Consider the following 17725-nt stretch of genomic DNA (forward strand, 5'->3'; position numbering starts at 1 on the left):
AATTAGCATCATCAACTCAACAAGGATAACGATGATGAAAAACGACATATTAAATACAAAAAAATTAGGCTATAAATTTTACTTTCAAGATGGCGATAACCAAATAGCCTGTTTTGGAAGCTACTTTACAGGTAAAGAAGAAGTCTATATTAACGATGACTTAGTTAGCAGTAGGCGCAGTGTTAATATAAAAAGCTCACACACATTTGATTTTGAAAATTCGCAGTACCAAGTGAAATTTGACATGCTCAATATACTCACAGGACGACTTGAGTGCACTCTATACAAAGATCAAGAAGTGCTTGCCAAGCAAGTTCAAAGTAGTCTTCCTAGCGATCCTAAAAAAGCGGCTTTTTTTATTCTAGGCTGCGCGTTAGGTGGTGCAGTATTTGGCTATACCACTGCAACAGTCGTAGAGCTAATTGTAGGGAAACTTTAACATGCAATTAAACCCTACAACGGTAAAGTCGCTCAGGCACACATTCGATTGGACACAACAACAGCTTGCCGATGCCTGCGATGTAAGCTTACGAACCATTCAACGAGTAGAAAAAGAAGGTGCAGCCTCAAAAGAAACCACCATGGCCTTATGTGCGGTATTTGAAGTACGCCAAGGTGAGCTTATTAAGCTTGATGAAAACAACCAAAATGATGCCAATAACAGCCCATCTAAAAGTTTTATTGCAGGTTTGATTATTAGCTCTGTTATTAGTTTTGCTCTTGGTGCAGCCTCAGTACTTTTAGTAAGTAACTAGTATTTACAACCTAAAATATAAAAATGCCCCAATGCTTACGGCACAGGGGCATTTTTTAATACTTAAAAACTTAAATTATTGAAATACTTTATCCACCTTTACTACTTCAATATTTTTTGCAGGAATTGCCAGTTTATAATCAGCAATTACCTTATCTTCAGCCACTAACTCGGCAGGCTTATCGGTGTTATACACCATAGGCGAGGTTTGCATAGTTGCTAAACGTTTTTGCATATCTTCACCATCACCGGTAACAAACACATAGTGAATATTCTCAGTTTGTAGGTTATCTTTAATCACTCGATTTACATCGTCAACAGTCAATGTTTTCAGTTTGCTTGTGACGTAGTTTACAAAACTATCGGTGTTATAAAACTCGCTATCTAGCGCATAACCTAACTGGCGATTTTGACTAGCAACCATTTGTGGCACAAAGTTAATTAAAAAGTTACGTGTGGCTTCAAAATCTGCCTCAGTCATACCATTTTTAATTAGCTTATCTAGTTCAAATAATGCGGTACGGGTTGCAAAATGCGCATCGTTGTTTGAGCGCAGTGGACGCAGCCACACTTGGAAAATTTGCTCAGAGCGTCCTAAGTTTGCATCTGGCTTAGTTTGAAACATACCACGAGGGAAGTATTCAATGTAGGCGTAATCACCGTAATTCATGCCACGCGTTTGACGAATACGTTCGTACAAGTAACTGTTAGAACTGCGATGCTCACCAAAGTACGAACGCACTAGCCACAATGCGGTCCAGTCTTCGCTGCTACGAATGGTATCAATAGGGAACCCGAACGACACAGCCGTTGATTGCGCTGACTTTTCAACAATTGTTGCATGATGACCTTTAAGCTCTGGCGCATCAGGGATTGTTAAGCGGCTTTGTTCGCCTTTAGGGAGTGTCGCTAAGTCTGCTAACATTTGTGCTTTAAGTTTTGTAGGGACTGCACCAATTAAACCCACAGTAAGTTTAGCTTGTGTAAGCTCAGCATTATAAAACGCTTTAACATCATCAAGAGTAAGCGCTTCTAAATCTGATAAGTCACCGTAGTTATAGCTTTCATAAGGGTGCCCCTTATAAAGCACACTGTAGAGCACTTCTTTACCCAACTCTTCATCATTAGAAGCTTTTAAGCCCGATTTAATGCCATCGATCATTTCTTTTTTCAGACGTTTAAAGTCATCTTCTCTAAAGCCTGGGTTTAGAAGCTGCTCACTCACTAAAGCATACCACTGAGCTGCATTATCTTTATGGATACGCCCTTGGAACGACAGCATTTCTTTATCTATTTGATAACCAAAGCTACCCGCCAGCGGGTACATTGCTTTTTTGATTTCTTTGTAACTCATTGACGTTGAGCCACCTTGCGCTAGCATTGCGGCAGTTAAAGCCGCCACGCCTTTTTTACCCTGCGGATCGGCAGCCGCACCGGTATTAAATAATAAGTTAATATCGATTAACGGCGAGCTATTAGTTTTATCCAGCACCTTAAAGATAGGCTTACTCGGTACTTGCTGATATTTTGCTACCAACGCATCTAAGTCGCTTTCTTGTTCAAAACCTGGGGCTTTATCAAGTGCCGACATAGTAACTGTGGTGCGGGCATTATCAACAAAATACTTATTTGCAACGGCTCTAATATCTTCGCTAGTGATATTGTCTGCCGATTTATACAGTTGGTTAATCACCTCAGGATCGCGCTCAAAATGCATATAGCTGGCAAGTGTAGAGGCAATTGCTTGCGATGAATCTAAACCATTTATAAAGCTGTATTTAAGATTAGACTTTAAATCACTGAGTTTTTGGCTATCAACCAACTCGGTACGCGCTTTGGCATACGTACGGTTTATAGCATCACGCACTGTGGCTAAATCATCGGCATTTTCAACTTTTACAAATACATGCAGTAACCCTGGATCTTTAGTCTCTGGGTTATAGGTAAACATTTGACTCGCTATTTGCTTTTCTACTACCAGCTCTTGGTAAATATCTGAATTGCTAGAAAAATAAAGCTGCGATAGTAAATCTAATGCGGCTCTGTCTTTTTTCTGAGGCTCCCATGCAGCGCCTTTATACGACACAAGTAACCAGTGACCAGGTAGTCCTTCGTTTTGCTCATGCACATATTTTGGCGCTTGTTGAGTTGGCTCTTTTGGAATATCAGCAACATAGTCGCCTTTTTGCCAGTTACCCCAATGCTTTTTAACCATCGCCATGGTCTCTTTTGGATCAACATCACCAACAATCACAAGCGATACATATTCAGGCTTATAAAACTTAGCAAAGAACTCTTTACCGTAGGCCATTTGATCAGGCATGGCTTCAATGTCTTCAAAAAAGCCCATAGTAGTGTGTTTATAGGTATGTTTATCGAACGCTTCTTGGCGTACCGCACTTAATAATTTACGAATTGGACTGGCGTTATTTTTTAAGTACTCGCCTTTAACGGTAAGCGCTTCGGTTCTAAATTGTTCTTCGGTGTAGCTTAAGTTTTGAAAAATATCAGCTTCAATCTCAAGTACTTTATCAAGATGCTGTTTTGAAAAATTTAAGTGGTAGTTAGTGTAATCGTTAGTTGTGTAGGCGCGGTTATCAACCCCTGAATTTTTTAGAATATCTGAATACACATCTTGCGGAAACTTTTCAGAGCCTTTAAACATCATGTGTTCAAAAAAGTGAGCAAAACCAGTTTTACCCGCTTCCACTTCATTTCGCGAGCCAACAGATACAGGTATTTGTAGCGATACTACATCTGGGTAATCGGTTTTAACTACCATCACACGTAGGCCGTTATCTAGCTCTTCTATTAGGTAATCTTGTGAAAAAACACGCTCATCTGCTTTATTAACTTGTTCTTGTTGAGCTGCTGTTTGCGTGTTTTGGTTTTGCTGCATAGCACAACCTGTTAAGGCCAGCGATACCGCTAGGCTACTTGCCAATAATTTAAATTTCATTGTTATCCCTTTTTAAATTGAGCAATTTTTAAAACATTTACCAAACTAAGTATGCCGTAAAGTAATTAAATATAAGAGCCCTAAGCCTATTAATTATGTAAACAACTGTGTCAGTTATTAACTATGAAAATAATTCACGTTAGTTGAGAAACTTTCAACAAATAAATCTATCTAGACGTCTAAATGGCTGCTATATTAAATCCATCATCACAAATTAAGCTGGAATGAGGATTATGGCTTTATCACTTCAAGAAAAAATACAGGACACCAACCAAGGTGTTTACCTAATTGGCACAACACCGCCAAAAATTGGGACTGATAAAGCGCAATTAAAAGTCATTGCCGAAAAGTTATTAGGCCGTTTACACGAAATTGAGTATGACGGCGTAATTATTTATGACATTCAAGATGAAAGCAGTCGTACAGAGCAAGCGCGTCCATTTGCATTTAAGCAAACAGTTGATCCGCGCGAGTACAGTCAACTCTTACGAGGCTTATCTGATCTTGATGTAATTACTTATAAAAGTGTAGCTCAGCGCGGTGTGAGTGAGTTTAAAACGTGGTTAGATGAAACCAAAAATGACTACGATTTAAAAAACGTGGTGTTAGTGGGCAGCCCATCATCAGCGGGTGATATAAAGCTGAGCTTACCGAATGCCTACAAAACACTGGCAGAGCAGTCTGAAGACTTCTTTTTAGGTGGCGTAACCATTGCTGAGCGCCATGCCAATAAGCGCAACGAGCACCAACGCTTAATAGAAAAAACGGCACAAGGATGCCAGTTTTTTATCTCTCAAGCCGTTTACAATGCACAAGCAACCATAGATTTAATAACTAGTTATGCGCGCACATGCAAAGCACAAGGCCTGACACCTAATAGGATTATATTAACCTTTACGCCTTGTGGTGGTGAAAAAACCTTGGAGTTTATGCAATGGCTAGGTATCTCAGTGCCAGAGGCAACTAAATGGCGCATGCTTGATTCGGAAAATACACTAAGCGAATCAGTGCGTATTTGTCGCGAAAACCTCGACTCAATTTTAAAAAGCTGTGCCCACTTAGGTGTACCGCTAGGCTTAAATATTGAAAGCTTAACCAACCGTAAAGAAGAAATAGACGCGTCTATTAACTTATACCGTTTATTAAAAGCAACAATGGAACTCAACCTTGCGGAGAAACTAATAGCTTAATTGCGGGGTTCGGGGTTCGGGGTTCGGGGTTCGGGGTTCGGGGTTCGGGGTTCGGGGTTCGGGGTTCGGGGTTCGGGGTTCGGGCAACAATAATAAGCAACATAGAACAAGCCAGTTCAAGTAGTTAGCTTCGTTTATTTTAATAAGTACTAACTTGATCTGTCAGAAAGCCTGTTGGGTGGCGCCTTCGGCTTAACCAACCTACATTTTGACGTAGGTCGGATAAGTGGCGAAGCCACGCCATCCGACAAAAATGATGAATTTACCAGAAACAGTCCAACTTACCGCGTTAACGTTACCAGTGACTGCTTTGTGCCATGAGCGGTCATTGATAACGCCCGCATAACGGCAAAAATACGTAGTCTATAATAACGAGCGAAGCGAGGGAGCCTACGTGTTTTTGTCCCTAGCGAGCGCAGCGAGTGTTAATGCGTTTGTTAGCTTTCTTTACTAACTTCGACTTTTAAAATGCAATTATTCGATACATATAACGCCACTAATTTGCCCGCTTGTAAAACACCACCATTTGAAATTGTTTGATGATAGCAGGGAGAATTAACGTAATAATCAATTTCGATTTCTCTATCAGCTATTTTAATCAAATCGCCAGGAGCATGTCCTTCTTTTGGTTGGGTGCGTAACACACTAACTTTTCCTTTAATGACCTCAAACTCTTTTGACTGAAAGGACATGTATGTTGAGACATGATTAATAATCAAATAAAGCAAAATAAGTGGAGCCGTAATTGAGACTGTACCACCCCAAAATATAGTAAAACGTCTTTTCGCATAATCTTTATTTTTATATGCATATAACAGTGCCGCAGGTCCCAACACTGAAAATATTAGTAAGACTTTCACTTGTTCAAAACTAGGCAAAAAAGAAATTTGGTAGACTGTTTCCATACGCTCGATTCGATAAGAAAGCTAACGCCCGCCTAACACGCAATGTGTTGGCGTGGCTTTTTGCGTTGTTTGCCAAAACCATGACAACTTAACATTGTCGGAGTTTAGGCGCTTGTTATGTGTACGATTAAACAGGTAATTTACCGTTCTCATATGCCCAAAACATTACAAGCAATGGAGAAATAATAATTTGAAGCCTTATATATAGAAAAAAACCTTCAAAAATTAAAGCAAATAGTCTGTTGCTTTGTTGATAGACATAAATGGATTTGAGCTTTTCATAAGGACCCCTTGTGCCTTGTACAACTTGTATAGCAGTAAATACATAGCTTAAAGAAAATATGAATAGTGCAGATTTTATCTCTTTAGTGATGTAGAGATACGCAAAAGCTGACGTTACCAAAGCATATCCAATACATTTGAACCAAACTTCAATTATTCCACTATCAAATATATTTTTAGAAAAGTAACGTTTCTGATTATTCAAACAAACTCCCTTGTATGCTTAGTACGCATAACAATTTAATAGTGCGCTCATCGCGCATATTTCTGCCGACTCCACGCTCATTTGTCTACTATATAGTTTTAACAAATAACCTAAGGTATTACTATCACTAAGTTTTCTAAAACTTTAAAGAAAAGTTAAATAGAACAATATGCGCGCATCGCTCATTTTCATGAATTTATGCGCAAAGAACAGTTTAACAAATCAATTAACGACGATATTTGGCCAATATCAATGACCGCTTCTCGCTCTTAGCTGCCTCTTAGGTTAAGCCCTAAGCTTTTATTTGCGTCTTCTATTCGGCGCTCTTTGCCCTGTAATACGTTTTTTATCGCGATCTTTACGCGCTTTATTGGTATTTTTGCGGTTATCTTTAGGCGGCTTATTTAAATCGGGCTCATAGCCTTCAAGCCATTGTGGTGTTAAGCGGGTATCAAGCAGTACTTCAATTTCTTCAAGCAGCCATTGCTCATCTAAGCTCACTAACGACATAGCAAGGCCTTGCTCACCAGCACGTCCTGTACGGCCAATACGATGCACATAGTCTTCAGCTATGTATGGCAATTCAAAGTTAATTACGTATTTAAGTGCCGGTATGTCTAAACCGCGCGCGGCTACATCGGTGGCCACTAATACACGCGTACTGCCCTCTTTAAAGTTTTGTAATGCGCGGTCGCGAGCACCTTGTGATTTATCACCATGAATAGATTCGGTTTTTAAACCATCTTTACACATTTCTTTGGCAAGTTTATCGGCCATTTGTTTAGTGCGGGTGAATATAAGCACTTGGCGCCAGTTTTTCATGCCAATCATGTGCGAGACCAGTTCGCGCTTTCTGTCTTCATCTACTGCGTAAATAACTTGTTCAACCTCTACAGCAGCAGAGTTACGCTTATCAACTTCAATAAGCTCAGGGTCTTTGAGCAATTTTTTACTCAGCTCAAATACACTGTCATCAAAGGTGGCGGAAAACAGTAAGGTTTGACGATCGCCTGGGATATGACGCAGTATTCGTCTAATTTCGTCAATAAAACCCATATCAAGCATACGGTCTGCTTCATCAAATACTAAAGAGTCCACGCTTGAAAGCACCACACTGCCCTTCACTATGTGATCAAGTAAGCGCCCTGGCGTTGCCACTATTACTTGCGCTGTTTTAAGTGCTTTGATTTGTGGACCAATACTTGCGCCACCATAAGCAAGTGCACCTTTTATATCTGTACCTTGTGCGTATTTTTCAAAGCTTGTAAATACTTGCTGAGCAAGCTCCCTAGTGGGCGTTAAAATAACCACACGAGCAATGCCTGGTTCGTCTTTTTTATCGGAATTTAAAAGCTTATGTAATAGCGGCAAAACAAAAGCGGCAGTTTTACCGGTGCCAGTTTGAGCGCTGCCCATAACGTCTTTGCCCGCTAAAATTGGCGGTATCGTTTTATGCTGAATGGCGGTAGGCGTAGTGTAATTATTTTGCTCTATTGCCGTTAATAGTAACGGGTCTAGGGCTAGTGATGAGAACGATGTGGCAGACATAAGCTTGGCTTTAAAATAACAAAGAACGCTATTATACCTGAGCTTTAGTAATAAAAAAGGCGCTAAATAGCGCCTAAGTAAAATGAAGTATTTAAGCCGGTTTTAATGTGGCTTTACGCTCATTATAAAATGCAATTAAATCATCTACGGTGCTTTGACAGTATTCACGAATACCCGATACCACCATGTGTTTTTCACCAAAACCCACCTTTTCGCCGTTTTCTAATAAATTAAAGCGCAAGGTTATTTTGCCGCGTTTACCAGCGTATTCAAAGCTAGGCTGTGCAAACTCTAGGGTCGGTGATTTAATATCAATGTTATTAAGGTTAATGATCATTGATTCATAAATAATCATAGGACGCGCAGGGTTTATCATTACCTCTTGCTTGCCCATTAAAGGAATAATTACATGTGGAAACGCAGCACCTGAGAACTCAACATAATTTTTTATTAAACTATTTGTAAGTGTTGGGCATTTGCTGGTTTTACCGTCGCGTTTAACCTTTAAAATTACTTTTTCGCCATGGGTTACATCAAACTCTTCTCCAGGTTGTTCTGGAAAATTTAGCTTGGTATTTTCATCAACCATACCGGCAAAGGTAAACTCCATTCGCTCACTAATGCCATAGCGGTCTAACACTAGAGAAAAAAGTAAGTCTCCTGGTGCGCAAAACTTTTTAGCGTCTTTATCATGAAGCGGGTTGTAGTCGTCGGCTACACATTTAGCAAAGCGACAACCTTGCTCACGAGAAATTGAAACATAATCAGCATGCTGCTGATAGTAAGGACTTAACATAGTGTGTTCACTGCTTAAACTGCTTATAACCTAGCTATACTACCAGAAAAAAAATCTTGAGAGGTCGAATCTGTTTAATAAAGGCGAAAAATGATAATTTGCAACTCGCTAATTAACTAAGTAAATTAGGCAAATACGAGTTTAAGGGATTAACTAATGAAGTATTTTTTTTTATTAATATGCGCGGTTTCATTATTAACTGGCTGTAATAACATTACTTACACAACCAATATCGACGACGAGGTTTTATCAGAACACGTTTCAAGCCACATTAAAAAACGTGGTCTAGAGCAGTTTTACAGTGTTCAGGACGCTCTCGATAGAGGTGCAAGCCCCCTTGGTGGAATAAAAGGCGAAAGCTGCGATGTATCAGATGATACGCGAACATCCTCAATTAGCTATAACCGTTTGAAATCACAAGCTATAGAATCCCTTAAAAACGATGTGCTTTATTTAGGTGGCAATGCATTTACACTGGAGCAATGCCAATCAGTATCCCGCTACAATTGTGATTTAGCCGTTACTTGTACCGGACAAGCCTATAATTATTAATAGCTCAAAATTATCTAATTGAGACTATAACGCTATGTGATTCGTTTTCTCTCATTTCCTCTATCAAACAACAAGCAGTATTTGCCAATGACTTTTTACTTTTTAGCTGCCGCTATTTTATGTGTTTTCCCGCAGTGTAAACTCTCTGTATTTCGCCAACCATTATGGCAATACTTATTGCTGCTAAGTGTTATTAGCGCCTATTATCAAGAATATATAAATTTAAACGCGGTTGCTGTTATAGCTGTTTATGTGGGATTGTTTCACTTTACGCTATTGGCAACCTCAGCGTTAAAACGTAATGTTCTAACGTCTTTATTTATAACAGCCTCACTCGGGTTGGCCTTACATTGGTTTGCGGGTTTTAATAACCGGCCTATTGTTGTTAATGAACAAATCACCAGTAACGCAATTGCATTTACCTTGTATGCTAATTTTGATAAAGCATTAGCGGGTTTAATGCTGGCCGCTTATGTTTTTGAAAAAAATAAAACGGCAAAGCCAGTAACTATCGGCTACCCTGCTTTAATCATAATTATCACTATTTTAGCGGCGCTCATAACTGCTTTAACGTTAAACCTTGTTGAATTTGCGCCAAAAGTACCTGAATTTTGGTTGTTATTTATAGCCATCAACCTACTTTTTACCTGCGTTGCAGAAGAGGCATTATTTAGGGGAGTGATACAAACTAAGCTTTCAAAACTAATAACCCCGAGCAGGTTTGCACTGCTCGCACCGGCTATCAGTACTTGTGTATTTTCACTGGCACACTTTTCAGCGGGTACTCATTATATGCTCGTGGCGGCCGTTGCAGGTTTTGGTTATGGCTATATTTACTATAAAACTAGCCGATTAGAATGGGCCATTTTATGTCATTGGCTCGTTAATGTGTTTCACTTTTTCTTATTTACTTACCCTATGCTGGCAACTCCATCTTAGAATTACAGGCACAAAAAAGCCGCTTAAATTAAGCGGCTTTTGAATCTGTATACGCGATTACGCACTTGGGTAATCACGGTATGCGCGCTCTATCTTTTTAGCCTGCTTTTTAGAAATACCTAAATGAGCCAACGCAACACGTAAACGTGCACGCGATAGGTCAGACCCTAAAATCTCCATTGCATCTAATACCGAAGTAGATGATGTTTTGCCGGTAATAGCCACAAATATAGGCTCTAAGAAGTCTTTAATTTTAAGCTCGTGGAAGGTAGCGACTTCTTTTGCAATTGCAAAAATAGCTGGTTTTTCAAAACTACGTAAGCCTTCTAGCTGCCATACAAAAAATTGTAATGCTTGGCGAATAACATCTTCATCAGCTTTACCGGCTGTTAATAGCGCTGGATCGTAAGTAGGGATACCGCCTACAAAGTGCCCTGCTAAATCAACCATGTCAGAGAGCGTATTTATACGCGTTTTAGCTTCTGGTAATACTTTAGCCAGCATGTCGCCATTAAATTTCCAGTCAACAAAACGCTGCATTAGCTCTGCATCAGTTAGGTTTTCGCGGATCCACATACCGTTTAACCAGCTTAACTTGTCTACGTCGAATACTGGGCCACCAAGCGATACACGCTTCATGTCAAAGTGCTCAATCATCTCATTAAGGGTGAACTTTTCACGCTCATCAGGCATTGACCAACCCATACGGCCTAAGTAGTTTAGTACCGCTTCTGGTAGGTAACCCATTTCTTTGTAGTAATTAATAGACGTTGGGTTTTTACGCTTAGACAGCTTTGATTTATCTGGATTACGCAGTAATGGTAAGTGACCTAGTACGGGTGCTTCCCAACCAAAATCTTCATACAGTTTTAATAGCTTAGGCGCTGAGTTTATCCACTCTTCACCACGGAAAATATGGCTAATTTGCATATGGTGATCATCCACCACGTTAGCTAAAAAGTACGTTGGAAAACCATCTGCTTTTAATAGCACTTGCATGTCTACGTTTTCCCACGGGATCTCGATTTCACCGCGTAGGTAGTCGTTAAATTTAAACGTGCCTTCGCTTGGGATTTTCATACGAATAACGTAAGGCTTACCCGCTGCTAGGTTTGCTTTAATTTCGTCTTCTGTATGGTTTAAGCCACGGCCATCGTATTTAGGACGCAGACCTTCGGCCATTTGCTCTTCACGCATTTGGTCCAGTTCTTCGCTGGTTGCGAAACAGTAGAATGCTTTGCCGTCTTCAACTAACTGATGAGCGTATTTTTTATATAAATCACTGCGCTCAGATTGACGGTATGGACCAAACTCACCACCTACATCAGGACCATGATCCCACTCAAGGCCTAACCAGCGTAAGCTATCCATGATGGCTTGTTCAGATTCTGGTGTGCTGCGAACTTGGTCAGTATCTTCAATACGAAGTACAAATTCACCGCCTTGCTGTTTAGCAAAACAGTAGTTAAATAAGGCAATGTAAGCGGTGCCAAGATGCGGGTCACCAGTTGGCGACGGAGCAACACGGGTACGAATTGTCATGGTAATGTCTCTTTTAATAAGTGAGATGGTATGAAATACCAATAAATATTTTAAGCGGCTACTTTGTTTAAGTAAGCAATAATATCGTTTGATTCATAAAGCCATTTAACTTGGCCATCTTGCTCAATACGTAAACAAGGTACTTTAACTTTTCCGCCTTGCTCTAATAGCTCTTGGCGGTATTGCTCATCATTTTTTGCATCGCGTGTTTCAATTTTTAAGCCTTCACGCTTAATTGAACGGCGCACTTTTACACAAAAAGGGCATGCTTTGAATTGATAGAGCTTAAATTGTGCGGTTTGCTGATCAAGCTTAGTTTGCTCTTGCGGATCACGTTTTTTGCTACGCGGCGTAAAAACAAAATTAAAAAATAAGATGATACAACCTAAAACCCAGCGAACTAATTTCATCTTCAATACTCTTTACAACAAATTTAAGGTGCAAGATTTTAACACAAAAAAGCGCAACACTATAAGCGGATTATACGTTGCGCTATATCGTTAAAAAAGTGCTTAATTACAACACCACCATATCATCTCTGTGTAGTACTTCCACGCCGCTGTCGTAATCAAGTAATTGGCTGATTTGATTAGAGTGTGCGCCTTTTATTTTATTGATTTCAAGATGGCTAAAGCGCGTTAACCCGCGTGCAATAATTTGCTGGTTTACATCAATTAAGTTAATTAAATCTCCACGTTCAAATTCACCTATTGCACGCGTAATGCCTTTAGCAAGTAAACTGGCGCCCTTAGATTGCAATGCATGCACCGCACCGGCATCAATTAAAATTTGGCCGCTACTTTTAGGCCCTGCTAATAACCATTTTTTTCGGCCATCTTTAGGGGCGGTAAGTTTTAAAAAACGGGTGCCTGGCAGTTGCTCGCTCATGCATTTTAAAATCACATTTTCATCCGCGCCTTTGGCAATAATCACCTCAACCCCAGCTCTTCTGGCAATATCGGCTGCCTGTAGTTTGGTTGCCATACCCCCTGTGCCTAGGTTTGTACCACTACCACCCGCAAGTTGGCGTAACTCATCATTAATATGAGTAACTTCGTCAATCAAGGTGGCGTTAATGTCAGTGCGCGGATCGCTGGTAAATAACCCTTGTTGATCGGTCAGCAATAGTAATTTATCGGCATTGGCCAAAATAGCCACTAATGCCGATAAGTTATCGTTGTCACCTACTTTTATTTCACTGGTAGCAACCGCGTCGTTTTCATTGATGATCGGCACAACATCATAATTTAATAAGGCATTGAGAGTATCGCGGGCATTTAAATAACGCTCTCTGTCGTCAACATCGGCGCGCGTTAGTAGCATTTGCCCCACGTTAACACCATACAACGCAAATAAGCTTTGCCAAATATGAATGAGTTGCCCTTGCCCAATAGCGGCCAACATTTGTTTGTCTATTAATGTGCGCCCACAGGGTTTTAATAACTGTTCGCGACCTGCGGCAACCGCACCACTAGAAACTAAAATAACCTGGTGACCTTGCTTTTTTAGCTCACAGCATTGGCGAACAAGTTCCACCATATGTGCTTTGTCTAACTTATCGGTACCGCCAGTGAGTACGCTTGTACCTAGCTTTACAACTACTACCTGATCCCTTTGCATGTTTTTTACTTAGCGCAATAAATGATGAATTTATTTATACCAGTTCGGTATTTTTGAACAAGTAAAAAATATTCAAGCACCCCCTCTGCGTGCTAGGATCGCACTATATTCAACCGATTAAATTACACCTTATGCCTGCCAGTTTATGTTTAATTATTGCCACCTTTTTGTGGGGTAGCTCCTTTATTGCACTTAAATACGCGATTGCGATTTATGATCCGGCCTTGGTGATATTTTTACGTATGCTCACCACTTTACTGATTTCGTTATGTTTATGGCGTTACGTAATTCGTTTTGAATATTTAAAAGGCGATTGGAAGTATTTATTAGGTATGTCGCTGGCAGAGCCTTGCTTGTACTTTTTATTTGAAGGCCACGCAATGGAGTACACCTCTGCATCTCAGGCGGGGGTGATTGTTTCTTGCTTACCTATTATTGTGGCATTTTTAGCGTTTTTCATGCTCAAAGAGCATATTAGTAAAGCTATTGTGGTGGGTTTTACGCTGTGTATTGGCGGCAGTATTTTATTGACCTTGCTCTCACCGAGTTCAAGCCAAGCCCCAAACCCATTACTGGGGAATTTTTTAGAATTAATGGCCATGGTGTGCGCGGCATTTTATACCGTGTGTATAAAACATTTAGCTAACCGCTATTCCCCACTCACATTAATTGCTCTGCAAGGCGTGAGTGGTAGTTTGTTTTTTGCTCCGTTTTTATTATTTATTGACCTACCAAGCGAAAACCAACACGATTTAACCGCACTAATGAGCATTTTGTACTTAGGCTCTTGTGTTACTTTGGGTGGGTACGGCATGTACAACTACGCGATTAGTAAAGTGTCGGTGTTAACCGCAGCAGCTTACTCTAATTTAATCCCAATTTTCACTTTAATTTTGTCAGCCATTATTCTTAACGAAGTACTGACACTTGGCCAGTGGATCAGCATATTTGTGGTGTTTATAGGCGTAATGATAAGCCAACGCCATCAAGAACTAGTGGTCGATATTCCTAACGCCACCTCGGGTGAGGATATTTCAGCCGACACTAGCCACCTTAAATCGGTACCCGAGGCCAGCGAATCAAAAGGGTAACAGGTCAGTAAATACAGCCCTGCTTGATGCAAAAAATCGGTGTTGTACTGATTAATTACCTCAACATGTGTCACTGAATAATGCTGCACTTTGCCATTTTGTAATTGCAGAGAAAATTGCTCCCCCACTTTAGCGTTTTTTAAAAACGCAAAGTGGGTATCGTTGTGACCAGCAATAAGTGCTCCTTGCGAGTTACCAAAATCAGCCCCACCTAATTCCCCCGCAGCTAAAAAATGACTGGGCGCAAACGCTAAATTTCTACCACTTGCGCCATCGAGCACGGTTAGTCGTTTATTATGCTTTGGCCATATTATTTGTGCCACTGGGTAACTATCAGCATAAAACCACGGCTTAATTTTTTTATTGGGTGATTTAAGGGCTGTTTGCCATGCTTGCTCTATTAACACTTGTGCAAGCCATGCCTTTGCCTGCATATATGCACCATGACCAAATAAGGTCAGTCCTAAGGCTAGTAAACCTATGCTCAACCACTTTTTCATTTACAGCGCCTTACTAACAACAGGCCACCTAGTAGCATTAAAGCTCCAAACACAATATGCATTTTGCTTTGCCCATCAGTTTGCGGCAAACGCATACTCATTCCTTGTGGCATTAAATTAGCCACTTGTGTAGTTTGTTTAGCAACTTCTTTAATGGTGCTCTCTTCTATGGCAATAAACGCAGTAAATGGGCTAAGTAACTGATGCTCAAGCGCAAGTTGCTGCACTTGCTGTTTTACAACACTTTGTTGGTTGTATAGTAATAATGACTTTATTTTTTGACGTGCCCAAAGCTTATCAATTCCTGTGGCTTTTGAGCTTGCTTGCGAATTAAGCTTAACCTTAAACTCCCCATGCGTTGTTTGCCCAGTAAAAGTAATTGTATCGGTATTATCTAATTTAATAGCCACCATAATAGGCTCAGCAAAATACAGATCCGGTAATGGGGAGGGCCAAAAATCTAAGCTGTCTCCATTTGTATTTGTTAACGCTAAATTAGTCATCGCCGGGTGAGCGAGTTTATCAAACAACTGCTGCATTTTTGGCTGCACATCAAAGGTGCTACCAATAAAGGTATAAGACCCCTTACCTATATCAGCAGCGCGGCGCATAAAAAAGCGATTAGGTGCGCTACCAATGCCGACGGTAAATAAGCGGCTGTCACCTAAAGTGCGCGCAATACTTTTAAATAACTCATCTTCGTTACTCACGCTACCATCGGTTAAAAACACCACTTGGCGTACAAAACCCTCAAACTGCGCACCATTAAGTACGGCATCAAGCGCACCTTGTATTTCAGTACCACCGTCGGCTTGCAAGTTATAAATAAAGCGCCTTGCACGGCGTAAATTAAAGTCACTAGCAACTAAAGGGGTATCACTCATGGCAGTAACCTGATTATTAAAGCCAATAATATTAAAGCTATCATCACTATCAAGTAACGAGAGTGCGTAAAACAATGCTTTTTTAGCTTGCTCCATAGACTGCCCATGCATAGAGCCCGAGGTATCAACCACAAACACCATTTCACGCGGCAAACGCTCAGACTGGGTAAACTGATCGCTTGGCGGCATCAACATCGCTAACGCAAACTGCTCACCATTTTTTGCTTGCTGAGTAAAAAGTGCGGCTTGAGCTTGCGCTTTTTGTAGTGGCTTAAACTCCAGTACAAAGTCTTTATTTATTGCTTGCTGTGGTTTTAGCACAATGCTGTATTGCCCAAACGCAGAGTTTTCAATATTTACCTGATGGTACTTAGCGTTTATATCAACCAATTCTAAGCCTATATCCATGTTAATTGTTAAGCTTAAATCGCTGGCATTAGCAGCCTCATTGGTTTGCTTTGTATAAATAGGGCTTAACCATCCTTGTGGAGTAAACGAAGATGTATGATCACTTTTTTTTACCGTACGCTTATCTTGCTCTTCGTTCAGTTTCCCTGTTGTTGCATGATACCGTGGCGTTATTGTGGTTGGAAAATGAATCGCAAAGGTTCCATGCTGGTAATCAATAATCTCTTGATATTCAAGCGTTATAACAATCTCTTCACCAGGCCCTATATTCGCCACATTTGTAATAAACATATTTGCACGCTGCTGACGAACCAAAGAGGCCTGCTTCCCTGCTTGCTTGGCAGCTTGATACTGTTTTTCTGCTTGGTGTTTTTTTGCTATTTTACCGTGAATCACTCGCTCACCAATACGCATGGTCATTGCTTGCACGGCACTTTCATCGGGTAAAGGAAAAACATAACGTGCATTTACAGCAAAAGGATTTTCATTTATGTAGTGCTGCGTTACTACAACATGATTAATTAGTCCTGTTAGGGTCATTTTTGCATCGCTTTTTAAAATAACCCCAGGATTAACCGCCACTCCTTGGCTATCAAACAAGGATAGTTTTGGCGACTGCGCATGGCTTTTAAAGCTGGCTAAAAGCACGATAATAATAAAAATAAAAAGGCTTACCTTGGTAAGCACTTTGGTGGGTTTACTCAACATAAATCACTCCATCGAACGCACGTTGTTAATTGCTTGCGGTTTGATTACTTGACTGATTTAACGCACGAGTAGTGAGAGTAACGCGTCTGTCAAAAAAGTTATCTTCAAGGGTGTTACTGTTTGCTATGCTTTGTTGCTCGCCAAACGCTTGTGTGCTCAAACGTGTATGGCTTACTCCCTGTTTAATTAAGTAACTTTGTACGGCGTTTACTCTGGCTTTTGAAAGTAATAAGTTTGCTTGCTCTTCACCACGCTGATCGGCAAAGCCACTTAAATCAAGCGCGAGTTGCGGTTGGCTTTTTAATAACGCAACTAATTGATCAAGCTGCTTGGCAAAATGAGGAGCAATATCGCTAGAGCCTGTTTTAAATTGCACCGTCATTGCCAATAAATTATTAAGCTGTGATTGCGTTAGTTGCTCATTTTGCTGCGCCAGTAGTTCAAGTTGCGCCTCTAGGTGGCTGTTATGATTAAGTACGTGCTGATAGTCGTTGGTTTTCTCTGCCATTACAGTTAAAGCTTGTTGCTGCTCAGCAATGGTTTGCTCAGCCACCTTGGCATCGCCAATTAAGCCACCAGCAAATGCACCTACAAACGCGCCAATAGGCCCACCAACAACGCCACCGATAATGGCACCTGTGCTTAGGCCGACTATGGTTTCCTTTTTTGCTTCTTTCGATGGAGTATCCGCGGCAAAAGCAGGAGCGCAAAAAGTGCTAACAAGTGTGAGTGCGATTAATGTTTTCTTCATGGTCTATTCCTTACTATTAATAATGGTTGGCAAGCTATTGTTTGGCACTTGCGTTGTATCTGTAATTTCAATAGTTGTATTAAAACATCAT

Annotated in this window: 17 protein-coding genes; 6 read left to right on the forward strand and 11 right to left on the reverse strand. The window is 40.5% G+C overall.

Annotated elements, in window-relative coordinates; all coding sequences use genetic code 11:
• The first annotated feature begins 31 nt into the window (after positions 1 to 31).
• Positions 32 to 439 (forward strand): hypothetical protein, encoded by a 408-nt coding sequence (locus AAGD16_RS12015; RefSeq protein WP_013465705.1) that lies wholly within the window; start codon positions 32 to 34, stop codon positions 437 to 439.
• A 1-nt stretch (position 440) separates the two neighbouring features.
• A complete protein-coding gene (locus AAGD16_RS12020; protein WP_013465706.1) occupies positions 441 to 755 on the forward strand; it encodes a helix-turn-helix transcriptional regulator in 315 nt (104 codons plus the stop codon).
• Between the two features lie 75 nt (positions 756 to 830).
• Here AAGD16_RS12020 and AAGD16_RS12025 read toward each other — a convergent pair whose 3' ends face one another.
• Positions 831 to 3713: a M16 family metallopeptidase gene (locus tag AAGD16_RS12025; protein ID WP_377111999.1), complete on the reverse strand. Its 2883-nt coding sequence runs from the start codon at positions 3711 to 3713 to the stop codon at positions 831 to 833.
• Between the two features lie 233 nt (positions 3714 to 3946).
• On the opposite strand from AAGD16_RS12025, the gene AAGD16_RS12030 reads away from it, so the two are divergent.
• A complete protein-coding gene (locus AAGD16_RS12030; RefSeq protein ID WP_036953487.1) occupies positions 3947 to 4903 on the forward strand; it encodes a methylenetetrahydrofolate reductase in 957 nt (318 codons plus the stop codon).
• A gap of 437 nt (positions 4904 to 5340) precedes the next feature.
• On the opposite strand, the gene AAGD16_RS12035 is transcribed toward AAGD16_RS12030, so the two are convergent.
• From AAGD16_RS12035 to AAGD16_RS12050, 4 genes are all read right to left on the reverse strand, one after another.
• Positions 5341 to 5808 (reverse strand): hypothetical protein, encoded by a 468-nt coding sequence (locus tag AAGD16_RS12035; RefSeq protein WP_036955053.1) that lies wholly within the window; start codon positions 5806 to 5808, stop codon positions 5341 to 5343.
• 127 nt (positions 5809 to 5935) lie between these two features.
• On the reverse strand, positions 5936 to 6295 hold the full coding sequence (locus AAGD16_RS12040; protein ID WP_036955052.1) for a hypothetical protein: 360 nt from the start codon (positions 6293 to 6295) through the stop codon (positions 5936 to 5938).
• Between the two features lie 300 nt (positions 6296 to 6595).
• Positions 6596 to 7843 carry a DEAD/DEAH box helicase gene (locus tag AAGD16_RS12045; RefSeq protein WP_377112004.1) on the reverse strand — a complete coding sequence of 416 codons (1248 nt, stop codon included), beginning with the start codon at positions 7841 to 7843 and terminating at the stop codon, positions 6596 to 6598.
• 91 nt (positions 7844 to 7934) lie between these two features.
• On the reverse strand, positions 7935 to 8639 hold the full coding sequence (locus AAGD16_RS12050) for a DUF3581 domain-containing protein (protein ID WP_377112007.1): 705 nt from the start codon (positions 8637 to 8639) through the stop codon (positions 7935 to 7937).
• A 156-nt stretch (positions 8640 to 8795) separates the two neighbouring features.
• On the opposite strand from AAGD16_RS12050, the gene AAGD16_RS12055 reads away from it, so the two are divergent.
• Entirely contained in the window at positions 8796 to 9191 is a 396-nt protein-coding gene (locus tag AAGD16_RS12055) for a hypothetical protein (protein ID WP_335675025.1), read from the forward strand.
• A gap of 87 nt (positions 9192 to 9278) precedes the next feature.
• Complete coding sequence (locus AAGD16_RS12060; RefSeq protein WP_377112010.1) at positions 9279 to 10130, forward strand: CPBP family intramembrane glutamic endopeptidase; 852 nt, start codon at positions 9279 to 9281, stop codon at positions 10128 to 10130.
• A 57-nt stretch (positions 10131 to 10187) separates the two neighbouring features.
• Here the strand turns inward: AAGD16_RS12060 and gltX are convergent, their stop codons facing one another.
• The 3 genes from gltX to proB all read right to left on the reverse strand — a co-directional run bounded on the left by gltX (position 10188) and on the right by proB (position 13292).
• Positions 10188 to 11672, reverse strand: a complete 1485-nt coding sequence (gltX, locus tag AAGD16_RS12065) for a glutamate--tRNA ligase (RefSeq protein ID WP_036956570.1) — start codon at positions 11670 to 11672, stop codon at positions 10188 to 10190.
• 50 nt (positions 11673 to 11722) lie between these two features.
• Positions 11723 to 12082, reverse strand: a complete 360-nt coding sequence (locus AAGD16_RS12070; RefSeq protein ID WP_008111110.1) for a glutathione S-transferase N-terminal domain-containing protein — start codon at positions 12080 to 12082, stop codon at positions 11723 to 11725.
• Between the two features lie 106 nt (positions 12083 to 12188).
• A complete protein-coding gene (gene proB, locus AAGD16_RS12075; RefSeq protein ID WP_076920703.1) occupies positions 12189 to 13292 on the reverse strand; it encodes a glutamate 5-kinase in 1104 nt (367 codons plus the stop codon).
• A gap of 131 nt (positions 13293 to 13423) precedes the next feature.
• Between proB and AAGD16_RS12080 the strand changes: the two genes are divergently transcribed.
• Complete coding sequence (locus AAGD16_RS12080) at positions 13424 to 14383, forward strand: DMT family transporter (RefSeq protein ID WP_041695769.1); 960 nt, start codon at positions 13424 to 13426, stop codon at positions 14381 to 14383.
• On the opposite strand, the gene AAGD16_RS12085 is transcribed toward AAGD16_RS12080, so the two are convergent.
• From AAGD16_RS12085 to pdsO, 3 genes are read right to left on the reverse strand one after another with little or no spacing between them, the layout of a single operon-like run.
• Positions 14278 to 14883 carry a class GN sortase gene (locus AAGD16_RS12085; RefSeq protein WP_028835730.1) on the reverse strand — a complete coding sequence of 202 codons (606 nt, stop codon included), beginning with the start codon at positions 14881 to 14883 and terminating at the stop codon, positions 14278 to 14280. The two genes, AAGD16_RS12080 and AAGD16_RS12085, sit on opposite strands and share 106 nt — an antisense overlap.
• Positions 14880 to 16883 carry a marine proteobacterial sortase target protein gene (locus tag AAGD16_RS12090; RefSeq protein ID WP_377112017.1) on the reverse strand — a complete coding sequence of 668 codons (2004 nt, stop codon included), beginning with the start codon at positions 16881 to 16883 and terminating at the stop codon, positions 14880 to 14882. Before AAGD16_RS12090 ends, AAGD16_RS12085 begins: the two co-directional genes overlap by 4 nt.
• 25 nt (positions 16884 to 16908) lie before the next feature.
• The gene (gene pdsO, locus AAGD16_RS12095) at positions 16909 to 17634 is read right to left on the reverse strand and encodes a sortase-associated OmpA-like protein PdsO (RefSeq protein WP_024602377.1); all 726 of its coding nucleotides are present in this window, start codon (positions 17632 to 17634) and stop codon (positions 16909 to 16911) included.
• Positions 17635 to 17725: the final 91 nt, after the last annotated feature.

Source organism: Pseudoalteromonas sp. M58, from assembly GCF_042604605.1.
GTDB classification, from domain to species: domain Bacteria; phylum Pseudomonadota; class Gammaproteobacteria; order Enterobacterales; family Alteromonadaceae; genus Pseudoalteromonas; species Pseudoalteromonas tetraodonis.